The organism is Kineococcus rubinsiae, assembly GCF_011839805.1.
Lineage (GTDB): Bacteria > Actinomycetota > Actinomycetes > Actinomycetales > Kineococcaceae > Kineococcus > Kineococcus rubinsiae.
Genome location: NZ_VWPY01000054.1, coordinates 19,211 through 30,586 on the forward strand (window position 1 = coordinate 19,211; position 11,376 = coordinate 30,586).

The 11,376-nt window shown below is 75.5% G+C and carries 12 protein-coding genes and 1 riboswitch; of the genes, 2 read left to right on the forward strand and 10 right to left on the reverse strand.

Annotation, left to right across the window (positions count from 1 at the left end):
* Window positions 1-11 precede the first annotated feature (11 nt).
* The 4 genes from F1544_RS19060 to gcvP all read right to left on the reverse strand — a co-directional run bounded on the left by F1544_RS19060 (window position 12) and on the right by gcvP (window position 5,165).
* The gene (locus F1544_RS19060) at window positions 12-1,067 is read right to left on the reverse strand and encodes an SPFH domain-containing protein (protein ID WP_167587717.1); all 1,056 of its coding nucleotides are present in this window, start codon (window positions 1,065-1,067) and stop codon (window positions 12-14) included.
* Window positions 1,067-1,567 (reverse strand): NfeD family protein, encoded by a 501-nt coding sequence (locus F1544_RS19065; RefSeq protein WP_167587718.1) that lies wholly within the window; start codon window positions 1,565-1,567, stop codon window positions 1,067-1,069. The genes F1544_RS19060 and F1544_RS19065 overlap by 1 nt, the downstream gene beginning before the upstream one ends.
* A 107-nt stretch (window positions 1,568-1,674) precedes the next feature.
* Window positions 1,675-2,127, reverse strand: a complete 453-nt coding sequence (locus F1544_RS25580; protein ID WP_308470189.1) for a nitroreductase/quinone reductase family protein — start codon at window positions 2,125-2,127, stop codon at window positions 1,675-1,677.
* A 125-nt stretch (window positions 2,128-2,252) separates the two neighbouring features.
* Window positions 2,253-5,165: an aminomethyl-transferring glycine dehydrogenase gene (gene gcvP, locus F1544_RS19075; protein ID WP_167587719.1), complete on the reverse strand. Its 2,913-nt coding sequence runs from the start codon at window positions 5,163-5,165 to the stop codon at window positions 2,253-2,255.
* Window positions 5,166-5,239: 74 nt separating this feature from the next.
* A riboswitch (glycine riboswitch) is annotated at window positions 5,240-5,330 on the reverse strand.
* A 138-nt stretch (window positions 5,331-5,468) separates the two neighbouring features.
* On the opposite strand from gcvP, the gene F1544_RS19080 reads away from it, so the two are divergent.
* Window positions 5,469-6,230, forward strand: a complete 762-nt coding sequence (locus tag F1544_RS19080) for a ParA family protein (protein ID WP_167587720.1) — start codon at window positions 5,469-5,471, stop codon at window positions 6,228-6,230.
* Window positions 6,231-6,444: 214 nt separating this feature from the next.
* Window positions 6,445-7,257, forward strand: coding sequence for an SMI1/KNR4 family protein (locus F1544_RS19085; protein WP_167587721.1), 813 nt, complete (start codon window positions 6,445-6,447; stop codon window positions 7,255-7,257).
* 91 nt (window positions 7,258-7,348) lie between these two features.
* Here the strand turns inward: F1544_RS19085 and F1544_RS19090 are convergent, their stop codons facing one another.
* The 6 genes from F1544_RS19090 to F1544_RS19115 all read right to left on the reverse strand — a co-directional run.
* Window positions 7,349-7,954, reverse strand: a complete 606-nt coding sequence (locus tag F1544_RS19090; protein WP_167587722.1) for a MerR family transcriptional regulator — start codon at window positions 7,952-7,954, stop codon at window positions 7,349-7,351.
* Window positions 7,955-8,116: 162 nt separating this feature from the next.
* Window positions 8,117-8,605 carry a bifunctional nuclease family protein gene (locus F1544_RS19095; RefSeq protein ID WP_167587723.1) on the reverse strand — a complete coding sequence of 163 codons (489 nt, stop codon included), beginning with the start codon at window positions 8,603-8,605 and terminating at the stop codon, window positions 8,117-8,119.
* Between the two features lie 102 nt (window positions 8,606-8,707).
* On the reverse strand, window positions 8,708-9,412 hold the full coding sequence (gene ftsR, locus F1544_RS19100) for a transcriptional regulator FtsR (protein ID WP_167587730.1): 705 nt from the start codon (window positions 9,410-9,412) through the stop codon (window positions 8,708-8,710).
* A 47-nt stretch (window positions 9,413-9,459) separates the two neighbouring features.
* Entirely contained in the window at window positions 9,460-9,981 is a 522-nt protein-coding gene (locus F1544_RS19105) for an FHA domain-containing protein (RefSeq protein WP_280114942.1), read from the reverse strand.
* 190 nt (window positions 9,982-10,171) lie between these two features.
* The gene (gcvH, locus tag F1544_RS19110; protein ID WP_167587724.1) at window positions 10,172-10,555 is read right to left on the reverse strand and encodes a glycine cleavage system protein GcvH; all 384 of its coding nucleotides are present in this window, start codon (window positions 10,553-10,555) and stop codon (window positions 10,172-10,174) included.
* Window positions 10,556-10,633: 78 nt separating this feature from the next.
* Window positions 10,634-11,376, reverse strand: a 743-nt coding sequence (locus F1544_RS19115) for a DUF881 domain-containing protein (RefSeq protein ID WP_167587725.1), incomplete at its 5' end; no start/stop codon positions are given.

Sequence of the window (11,376 nt, forward strand, 5' to 3'; positions counted from 1 at the left end):
GGGAGGTCGTCTCAGCGCAGGGGCTCGCCGCTGACGGCCCGGGTCGCGCCCTCGGCCTCGGCGCTCGCCCCGGCGGCCTCGGCGCGCGCGCGGGCCAGCGCCTGGGCCGGGTCCTCGAGGACCGGCTCCTCGAAGTCCGGCGCCGCGTGCTCGACGTCGCCGGGCGCCGCCGGCCGCGAGGGCGTGTCGTCGACCCTGCCCGAGAACATGTTGCCGAAGCCCTTGAGCGCGTCGCTCAGCTCGGACGGCACGATCCAGACCTTGTTCGCGTCGCCGCGGGCGATCTGCGGCAGGACCTGCAGGTACTGGTAGGCGAGCAGCTTCGGGTCCGGGTCGCCGCGGTGGATGGCGTCGAACACCTGGGTGATGGCCCGCGACTCACCCTGCGCCCGCAGGATCGCGGCCTGCGCGGAACCCTCGGCGCGCAGGATCGAGGACTGCTTCTCGCCCTCGGCGGTGAGGATCTGCGACTGCTTGAGGCCCTCCGCGTTGAGGATCGCCGCGCGGCGGTCGCGCTCGGCGCGCATCTGCTTCTCCATCGAGTCCTGCACGCTGGGCGGCGGGTCGATGGCCTTGAGCTCCACGCGGTTCACGCGGATCCCCCACCGGCCCGTGGCCTCGTCCAGGACCCCGCGCAGCTGGCCGTTGATCTGGTCGCGGCTGGTCAGCGTCTGCTCGAGGTCGAGGGAACCCACGACGTTGCGCAGGGTGGTGACGGTCAGCTGCTCGATCGCCTGGATGTAGTTGGCGATCTCGTAGGTCGCCGACTTGGGGTCGGTCGGCTGGTAGTAGATGACCGAGTCGATGCTCACGACGAGGTTGTCGGAGGTGATGACCGTCTGCGGCGGGAACGAGACGACCTGCTCGCGCAGGTCGACGTTCGCGCGGACCTTGTCGATGAACGGGACCAGGAAGTGCAGGCCCGCGTCCAGGGTCCGGGAGTAGCGGCCGAGGCGCTCGACGATCACCGCCGTCGCCTGGGAGACGATCCGGATGGTGCGGGCGATGACGGTGACGACGAACAGGACGACCAGCAGCAGGACGACCAGCGTCACGATGTTGTCCATCAGGACTCCCCCTCGGTTGCGTGCGGTGCCCCGGGGGCCGGGCCCGGGTGGAGGGGGCCGACCACCGCGGTGGCCCCGTCGATGGCGGTGACGACGACATCGTCGCCCGCGGCGAAGGTCTGCCCCGCCGTCGTGGTGCGCGCCGACCACGTCTCGCCCACGAGCTTCACGAGCCCACCGCGGACGGTGACGTCGGACAGGACGAGCGCGGGCCGCCCCACCAGGGCGGGCGCGTTGGTCGTGCCGGACGGCGGCATCTTCAGCCGCCGCAGCAGCACCGGGCGGATGGTGGCGATGAGCAGGCCGGCCACGGCCGCGGAGACGAGGACCTGCCCGACGAAGCCCAGCCCGAGGGCGTCGGCGAGCGCCCCGGCGAGCGCGCCGCCCGCGAGCATCGCGAACACGAGGTCGATCGCCGTGATCTCGAGGACGCCCAGCACGAGGGCCGCCGCGATCCAGATCAGCCAGCTGCGGTCCAGCAGCGAGTCCAGGAACTCCATCGTCGTCCTCCCCTCTGCTCGATCCTAGGCGTCGGCCCGGGCGCGGGTCGGGGAGGCCCCCCGGTCGGGCGAGGCGCGGATCGGGGGGAACGGGGGGTGGGGACGGCTCAGGCGGTGGGTTCCAGGAGGAGGACGGGGATCACGCGGGGCGCGGCCTTCGTCTCGTAGTCCGCGAAGCCGGGCATGCGCCGCTTCTGCTCCTCCCACACCTCGGTGCGCTCGTCGCCCGTGAGCTCGCGCACGTGCACCGGCACGGTCTCGGTGCCGACCTCGGCCGTGGTCTCGGGGTGGGCGAGGAGGTTGTGGTACCAGTCCGGGTGGGTGGGGGCGCCGGCCTTGGAGGCGAAGACGGCGTACCCGCCGCCCACCGGCTGGTAGACCATCGGCGAGACGCGCTCCGTGCCGCTGCGCCGGCCCGCGTGGTGCACGAGGACCATGGGCGCCCCCTCGAACGGCCCGCCGACGCGGCCCTCGTTCGCCCGGAACTCCGCGATGACCGACGCGTTCCAGTCCACGGGCGCCGTCGCCCGCTCCGCGGGTTCCTCCGTCGTACCGCTCACCGCTGCCTCCTGCGCCGCCGCGCCGGGCCCGGACGGCCGCGGCGCACGACGCCAGGATGCGCCCGCGCCCGGCCGGGGGTCCAGCCCCCGGCCGGGCGCGGTCGGTCGTGCGTGCGGTGGGCGCCTCAGCCCTCGGCCAGCTCCTCCAGCGGCGGGCAGGAGCAGACGAGGTTGCGGTCGCCCGCGGCCCCGTCGATGCGGCGCACCGGCGGCCAGTACTTCCCGCGCGGGTCGACGCCCGCGGGGTAGACGGCCTCGGCCCGCGTGTAGGGGTGGTCCCACTCCCCCGCGATCGACATCGCCGTGTGCGGGGCGTGGCGCAGCGGGGAGTCGGCGACGGCCCAGCGGCCGTCCGCGACGTCCTGCACCTCGGCCGCGATGGCGAGCATCGCGTCGCAGAACCGGTCCAGCTCGTCGAGGTCCTCGCTCTCGGTGGGCTCCACCATGAGCGTGCCCGGCACCGGGAACGACATCGTCGGGGAGTGGAACCCGTAGTCCACGAGCCGCTTCGCGACGTCGTCGACCGTGACGCCCGTGGCCTTCGTCATCGGCCGCAGGTCGAGGATGCACTCGTGGGCCACGAGCCCGTTCGGCCCGCGGTACAGGACCGGGAACGCCTCGGTCAGCCGCGTCGCGACGTAGTTCGCCGACAGCACGGCCTGGACCGTGGCCGCGCGCAGCCCCTCGGGCCCCATGAGCCGCAGGTACGCCCACGAGATGGGCAGGATCCCCGCGGAACCGTTGGGCGCCGCGGCGACCGGGCCGACGCCCGAGGTGGTCTCGAGCGTCGTGGAGGGCAGGAACTCCGCGAGGTGGCTGCGCACCGCGACCGGGCCGACGCCCGGGCCGCCCCCGCCGTGGGGGATGCAGAACGTCTTGTGCAGGTTCAGGTGCGAGACGTCGGCGCCGAACTTGCCGGGCCGGGCGAGGCCGACGAGGGCGTTGAGGTTCGCGCCGTCGACGTAGACCTGACCGCCCGCGTCGTGCACCAGCGCGCAGACCTCGCTGATGGCCTCCTCGTAGACGCCGTGCGTCGAGGGGTAGGTGACCATGAGGGCCGCGAGGTCGTCGGCGTGCTCGGACACCTTGCGGCGCAGGTCGTCGAGGTCGACGTTGCCGGCCTCGTCGCACGCGACGACGACGACCTTCAGGCCCGCCATGACGGCGCTGGCGGCGTTCGTGCCGTGCGCCGAGCTCGGGATGAGGCAGACCGTGCGGGCCTCCGCGCCGCGCGCGCGGTGGTAGGCGCGGATCGCGAGCAGCCCGGCGAACTCGCCCTGGGAACCGGCGTTGGGCTGCAGGGACACCGCGTCGTAGCCGGTGATCTCGGCCAGCCAGCGCTCGAGGTCGGCGACCAGCTCCGCCGTCCCGGCCAGCTGGGCGGCCGGGGCGTAGGGGTGCAGGTCGGCGAACTCGGGCCAGGAGATCGGCTCGAGCTCGGTGGTCGCGTTGAGCTTCATGGTGCAGGAGCCCAGCGGGATCGCGCCGCGGTCGAGCGCGTAGTCGGCGTCGGAGAGCCGGCGCAGGTAGCGCAGCATCGCCGTCTCCGAGCGGTGCGCGGAGAACACCGGGTGGGTCAGGTAGTCGCTGGTGCGGCGCAGCGCGTCGGGCAGCGCGTCCACGCCGGCGGCCTCGACGTCGGGGTCGAGCGCCGTCGCGGCGTCCTGCTCCACGCCGAAGCCGGTGAGCGCGGCGGCGAGGTGCGCCGCGGACGTCGTCTCGTCCACCGTCAGCGCGACGTGGTCGGCGTCGACGTGGCGCAGGTTCACGCCGGCGGCCAGGGCCGCGGCCACGACCTCGCCGGCGCGGCCCGGGACGCGCGTCAGGACGGTGTCGAAGAACTCGTCGTGCACGACCTCGACGCCCGCTTCGCGCAGCGTGCGGGCCAGGCCGGCCGCGGTGCGGGCCGTGCGGGCGGCGATGGCGCGGATCCCGTCCGGGCCGTGCCACACGGCGTAGCAGCCGGCCATGACGGCCAGCAGGACCTGCGCGGTGCAGATGTTGCTCGTCGCCTTGTCGCGGCGGATGTGCTGCTCGCGGGTCTGCAGGGCGAGGCGGTAGGCGGGCGCCCCGTCGGCGTCGACCGAGACGCCGACCAGGCGGCCGGGCAGCGAGCGCTCGAGGCCCTTGCGCACGGCCATGTAGCCCGCGTGGGGGCCACCGCCGCCCATCGGGACGCCGAAGCGCTGGCTCGAGCCGACCGCGACGTCGATGCCGAGCTCGCCGGGGGCGCGCAGCAGCGCGAGGGCCAGCAGGTCGGCCGTGGCGACGGTGAGGGCACCGCGCGCACGGGCGTCGGCCGCCACGGCCGTGAGGTCGCGGACCCGGCCGGAGGTGCCGGGGTACTGCAGCAGCACGCCGAAGACGCCGCGCTCGCCGACGACCGCCAGCGGGTCGGCGTCGTCGAGGGAGACCATCACCAGGTCGATGCCCAGCGGGACGGCGCGCGTGCGCAGCACGGCGAGGGTCTGCGGCAGGACGTCGGCGTCGACCGCGAAGACCGCGCCGGCGGGGGCCTTGGACAGCCGCCGGGTCAGGGTCATCGCCTCGGCGGCCGCGGTGGCCTCGTCCAGGAGCGACGCGTTGGCGACGTCGAGGCCCGTGAGGTCGGCGACGGCGGTCTGGAAGTTCAGCAGCGCCTCGAGGCGGCCCTGCGAGATCTCCGGCTGGTACGGCGTGTACGCCGTGTACCAGGCCGGGTCCTCCAGGACGTTGCGCCGCACGACGGCAGGCGTGCGCGTGCCGTGGTAGCCCAGGCCGATCATCGACGGCACGACCTGGTTGCGGCCGGCCAGCACCCGCAGCGCGGCGGTCACGGAGGACTCGTCGAGGGCGGCGGGCAGGTCCAGGGTCTCGTCGCGGATCGCGGCCGGCACGGCCTGCGCGACGAGCTCCTCGGTGGAGGCGAGGCCGACGACCTCGAGCATGCGGGCGACCGCGGCCGGGTCGGGCCCGATGTGACGGGCGCTGAACGGCAGCGGCGACGCGTCGCTGGCGAGCGCCGTCGCGGTGGGTCGACGGGTGGGGGCGGTGGTCATGGACGTCTCCGGAGGTCGGCGATCGAGCGACGGACCTCCCCGTCTGTCGACCCGCGAGGGATCTCCAGAGCGGCCTGCTCCGCGCGGTCCGGTGGCCTGAGAGGTTCCGGGGATGTTGCCCCTTCGGCGCCCCGGACGAACCGGGGACTCTCCCGCGCGGGATGGACGGCCGTGCCTCAGCCTAGGCCACGCGGCGCAGGCGGTCGCGCGGGCGCCACCCGGCCGGGCGCGTCGGCCCGCCTCCCGCTGCTGCTCGCGGGACCGCGGTCCCGGGCGCCCCGCCGCGCCGCGTAGGTTGTCCCGGTGATCACCGTGGCCGTCTGCAGCGCCAAGGGCGGCGTCGGCAAGACCTCGGTGGTCCTCGGCCTGGCCTCGGCGGCGCTGCGCCGCCACACCAGCACCCTCGTCGTGGACCTGGACCCGCAGGCCGACGCCACGAGCGGCCTCGATGTCACCGCCCAGCGGCCGCACTCCGTCGCGGACGTGCTGGCCCTGCCCAAGCGGCGCGTCGCGGAGAGCGCCCTGGCCCCCAGCGGCTGGGTGCAGGAGCAGCCGGGGCTGCTCGACGTGGTCACCGGCTCGGCGGAGTCCGCCCTGCTCGACGTGCCCGCCCCCGCCGCCGAGGACCTCACGCGGCTGCGCCGGGCGCTGCGCAAGCTCGACGACCACGACCTGGCGCTGCTGGACTGCCCGCCGTCGCTGGGCGGCCTGACCCGCTGCGCGTGGGCGGCCAGCGACCTGGTTCTCGTCGTCTCCGACGCGAGCCGGTTCTCGGTCGCGGCCGTCGACCGCACGCTGCGCGAGGTCCGCGCGCTGCGCTCCGGCCCGCGGCCCGTGGGCGTCCTCGTCAACCGCTACCAGTCCCGCTCGCAGGAGCAGCGCTTCCGCCTGGAGGAGCTGCGCACCCTGTTCGGCGACCTCGTGCTCGACCCGCTGCCCGACCGGGTGGCGATCCCCCAGGCGCAGGGCGCGGGCGTCCCGCTGCACACGCTGCGTGGCGCGGGAGCGCTGGCGCTGAGCGACGCGTTCGCCGCGGTCCTCGACCGCCTCCTCGCACCCGCGTGAGACGCCGCGCCGCCGTGTCCCGGCCCCCCGCCGGTCCCGCACTGCGGCAACCGGTTCGCCCCGCCGGGGAACCGGACGGCCGCCCCGGCCGTCGGATGGCGGACCACCGCGGCAGCGCTTACCGTCAGTCACGAAGGACGGCGGCTCACCGCAGACCACCCGTCCCGCTCGTCCCCGCTTCTCCCGCGCCGCGCGCGGGAACGGAGGAGGTCCAGTGACGCTCCCGTCGAACGGCCGCCCGCGCGTGGTGCCCGTCGCCCGCGCGGCGGACGCCGCCGCCACCCCGTCGCCCGACGCCCGGGTCCCGGTCGTCTCCCCCGTCGTGGCGCCGCCCGTGGTCGCGCCCCCCGTCGTCGCGCCCCCCGTCGTCGCCACACCCTTCGTGTCCCCCGTCGCGTTCACCCCCGCCGTGGCCGCGCCCGTCCTCCCAGCCGGCGGGCAGGAGTCTTCGGACGAGGAGGTGCGGCGCGTCAACCACCTCGTCGACGAGCTGCGCCGGCACTGGACGCGCACCGGGGCCGACATCGCCGGCCGGCTGCGCCCCGGCGTGGACGAGGCCGCCCTCGACGCGGCCGAGCACCGCCTCGGGCTGCCCGTGCCCCCCGGGGCCCGCGCCTGGTGGCGCCGCGTGGACGGCGTGGACCCCTACCGCAGCAGCCGCTACCGCGCGCAGGCCCCGACGGTCGGGCCCGGCGGCTGGGTGCCGCTGCGCCTCGCCGACGCCCTCGAGCGCACCGGCTCCTCCGTGGTGGGTGCCCCGGCGCCGCCCGGGCTGCTGCCGCTGTTCGCGCGCGACGAGGAGCTCATCGCCGTGCGGCTCGGCTCCGGCCCGGCGCGCGTGGAGCAGCTCGTGCTCGCCGACGACGGCGAGAGCTACCAGCACGCGTGGCGCGTCAGCCTCGAGGAGCTGCTGGGCACGTGGGCGGACTCGCTGCTCGCGGCCGTGCACTGGCTGCCCGACGCGCACGACTGGGTCGTGGACCCCTTCGCGCTGCGGGCCATGCGCAACGCCCACCTGCTGGACTGACCGCCCGGCGGGTCTAGAACCGCTGGAACGGACGAACCGCCGCACCCCGGTGGGGTGGCGGCGGTCCGGGTGGTGCTCGGCGGGAGCGGTGTCAGCCCGCTTCGCGCGTGCGGCGACGGGCGCTCAGCTCGTCGGCCAGGACCATCGCGGGCGACACGGTCTCGCCGCGGTCGGCGGGCCGCTCGCTGGGCAGCGACGCCAGCTCGCCCTCGACCTCGCGCCACACCCGGCCGACGGCGATGCCGAAGACGCCCTGACCGCCCTGCACGAGGTCGATGACCTCGTCCGCGGACGTGCACTCGTAGACGCTGGCGCCGTCGCTCATGAGCGTGATCTGGGCGAGGTCCTCGACCCCGCGCTCGCGCAGGTGCGTGACGGCGGTGCGGATCTGGTGCAGCGAGACCCCGGTGTCCAGGAGCCGCTTGACGACCTTGAGCACGAGGATGTCGCGGAAGCCGTACAGGCGCTGCGAGCCCGACCCGGTCGCGCTGCGGACGCTGGGCTCGACGAGGCCCGTGCGGGCCCAGTAGTCGAGCTGGCGGTAGGTGATGCCGGCGGCCTTGCACGCGGTCTGGCCGCGGTAGCCGACGTCGTCGTCGAGGTCGGGCAGGTCCTCCGTGAACAGCAGGCCCTGGGCACGGGCGGGCTCACCCGCCCGTCGTGCCGACCCTGCGACTGCGTCGCCGCCACTGCTCACGCCGGCCTCCTCGTCGTTCGCCGCCCGTCGAGGTACGACGAGGAGCGTCCTGCACACCGACCGTATGGCGGCACCCCCGGAGCGTCAACGAGGCGCGCGGCGCGGAGCCCGACGTGTCTCTCGACACCTCCCCGGACACCGCCCGCCGGCCGGTGACCGGGCTCAGCGGGGAGCGTCGCCGCCCTCGTCGGACTCGAAGTCCTCGGGGGTGATCTGGTCGAGGAACTCGCGGAACTTCTCGACCTCGTCCTCGTCCTCGTCGGGCACGGGGACGCCGCCGGAGTCGAGGACCTCGTCGGCTCCGACGATGGGGCAGCCCACGCGCAGGGCGAGGGCGATCGCGTCGGAGGTCCGCGAGCTGACGGACAGGCCGCCGTCGAAGACCAGCTCGGCGAAGTAGACGTTGTCGCGCATCGCGACGATGCGGACCTCCTGCAGCGTCCGGCCGAGCGCCTCGATCACGTCCTTGAGCAGGTCGTGCGTCAGCGGCCGCGGAGGGACGACGCCCTGCTGGGCGAAGGCGATCGCACTGGCCTCGGGAGCACCGATCCAGATCGGCAGGTAGCGGTCTCCGCCACGTTCCCGCAGGAGCACGATGGGGTTGTTGGAAGGCATCTCGACCCGGACGCCGATGACATCGAGCGCGCGCACGTCGTCACCGTACCCCGCTCCCCCCGGCTCGCCGCCGCAGCCCGGGCCGGTGGCCGTGCACCCGCTGGAGAAGAGCCGCCGGGGAGGAGCCGCCGGTGCGGCTCAGCCCGCGAGGCGGCCGAGCGCGCTGGCGACCAGCGCGGCGTGCAGGCGCAGGCAGGCGGCCGAGATCTCGCGGGCCACGTCCTCGGCGCGCGTGGCGGACTCGCCGCCCCGCTGGCGCTGCAGGGGGGCGACGACCTGCTCGGCGAGGCCCACCTCGCGCTCCGCGGCCGTCCGGAACATGCGCAGGTGCCGCGCCTCGATGCCGAAGGAGGCCAGGGCCGCCGCCGAGCGCAGGACCTCCAGCGCCTCGCCGTCGTACCAGGGGCCGCCGGGGGCGGGGGCGAGGACGCCGAAGCCCTCCAGGGCGCTCAGCAGGTCCTCCTCGACGCCGGAGTCGCGCAGCAGCTCGGCCCGGGTCAGCCGCAGGCTGGCCGCGCGGCCGTCGAAGCGGTCGGCGGCGGGGACGTCGTCGCGCGGCACGACCTGCGGCACGCGGGGTTCGGCGCCGGGCAGCGGCGGCGGCTCCAGGCCCCGGTCCATCGCGTCGAGGTGCTCGCGGATGACCTTCAGCGGCAGGTAGTGGTCGCGCTGGGCGGCGAGCACGTAGCGCAGCCGCTCCACGTCGCGCGTGGAGAACTTCCGGTAGCCCGCCGCCGTGCGCTCCGGCTCGACCAGCCCGCGGTCCTCGAGGAAGCGGATCTTGGAGATCGTGACGTCACCGAACTCCGGGGACAGCACGGCCAGGACCTCGCCGATCGTCATCCGCGGCGCCCCGGGGTCGAGGCGCTCGGCGCGCGAGGCGGCCTGGCTCACTCCCGGGGCTCCTCGCGGTCCGCGTCCGGGCCGGCGTGGAAGTCCATGCGGTACTTGCCGATCTGCACCTCGTCGCCCGAGCGGAGCAGGGCGTCGTCGATGCGCTCGCGGTTGACGTAGGTGCCGTTGAGGCTGCCCACGTCGCGCACGCGGAAGCCCGGCCCCGTCACCGGGTCGGGCGAGCGGACGAACTCCGCGTGCTTGCGCGAGACCGTGACGTCGTCGAGGAAGATGTCGCTCGTGGGGTGGCGGCCCGCCGAGGTCCGCTCCGCGTCGAGCAGGAAGCGCGAGCCCGCGTTGGGCCCGCGGCGCACCACGAGCAGCGCGGACGCGTGCGGCAGGGCGTCGACGGCCTCCTGGTCATCGCTGGACAACCCGCCCTCGACCTCGTGCACCTCGGGCACGGCGAGGCCCGCGAAGGACATCGTCGAGTCGACGGGACGCTCCTCGCCCGTGGAGCCGTCCGGCTCGGGACGACCCTGACCCGCGTCCGGCGCCGAGTTCCCTGACGACGACATCGCACCACCCTCCGGAGAGCTTGCGCGGCACCCCCACCGGGCCGGACGGCTGCTCCCGTCCCGCGTCGGCACCGCGACGATCACTGAGCACAGCGTAGCCGGGGCCGCTGACGACCCTCCACCTCCACCGCAGGTCCACCCGGACGGGGGACCCGCCGCAGCGGAGGGCCGCGAGCGGCCCGGCGCGCCGTCAGCCGGCGTGCGCGCGGTAGGCGTCCGCGTCGAGCAGGCCCTGCACCGCGGCCGGGTCCTCCGGGGTCAGCGTGAACATCCAGCCCTCGCCGTAGGGGTCGGCGTTGACGAGGTCCGGGCGCGTCTCCAGCCCGGGGTTGTGCTCCAGCACGGTGCCGCCGACGGGGGCCGTGATCTCGCTGACGCTCTTGGTGGACTCCACCTCGCCGCACGAGGCGCCGGCCGTGACGGCCTCACCGGGTGCGGGCAGCGAGACGTAGACGACGTCGCCGAGCGCGTCCTGGGCGTGGTCGGTGATGCCGACCCGCACGGTGCCGTCCTCCTCGACGCGCACCCACTCGTGCTCGGTGGTGTAGCGGAGCTCGCTGGGCACGTCGGACATCGGTTCTCCTCGCACGGTGCTGGTCACGGGCGCCCCCGCTCCGACCGGCACGGGCCCGCGTCAGCTGACGCGGGCCTGCTAGGACGGCGCCGGTGACGCCGGGCGAGCGTACTGAGGCGCCGAGACGGCGTGCAAGGCGGTGATCGCGACGTCGTCCGAGGTCTGGACGACCAGCTCGGCGCCCAGCTGCCGCAGCGTCTCCCGCACCCCGCCCGGGATGTCCATGGCCGTCGCCATCGTCGGCGGGTCGCCCACGGCCCGCACGACGAAGGGCGGCTGCTCGAGCCGGCCGTCGACGACGACACCACCGCCCGCGGCGGCCGCGGAGTCCAGGAACGCCGTGCTCGCCACCACGCGCGTCGCGCCGATCTGCAGGGCCTCGGCACCGGCGTCGCGCAGCTCCTGGACGGTCTGCAGCAGCTGGGCGGCGCTGACCGCGCCCCCGGGGTCGGTGATCGTGGCGGTGATGCCGGGGCCGGCCGCCGCCAGCGTCCCCGCGAGCAGGCCGTAGGAGTCGGCGCGCGCCCGCGCCGCGCGGGCCGCCGCCTCGGCGGAGTCGGTGCCGGCCGTGAGCTCGTCGCGCGCGGCCTGCAGCTGCTGGACCTCCTCGCCGAGCCGGTCGCTGCGCTCGGTGGTGTCGTCCAGGATGCGCACGAGGTCGTTCTCGCGCAGGTCCTCCAGCCCGGCGCTGTCGGTCTGGCGCACCTGCACGACGACGCCGAACCCGAGGGCCGCGCAGAGCAGCCCGGCCAGCACCTGCGCGCGGGTGCCGCGCGGGCGGGCGGCGCGCAGCAGGCGCCGCCACGGGTTCGCGCGGGGGC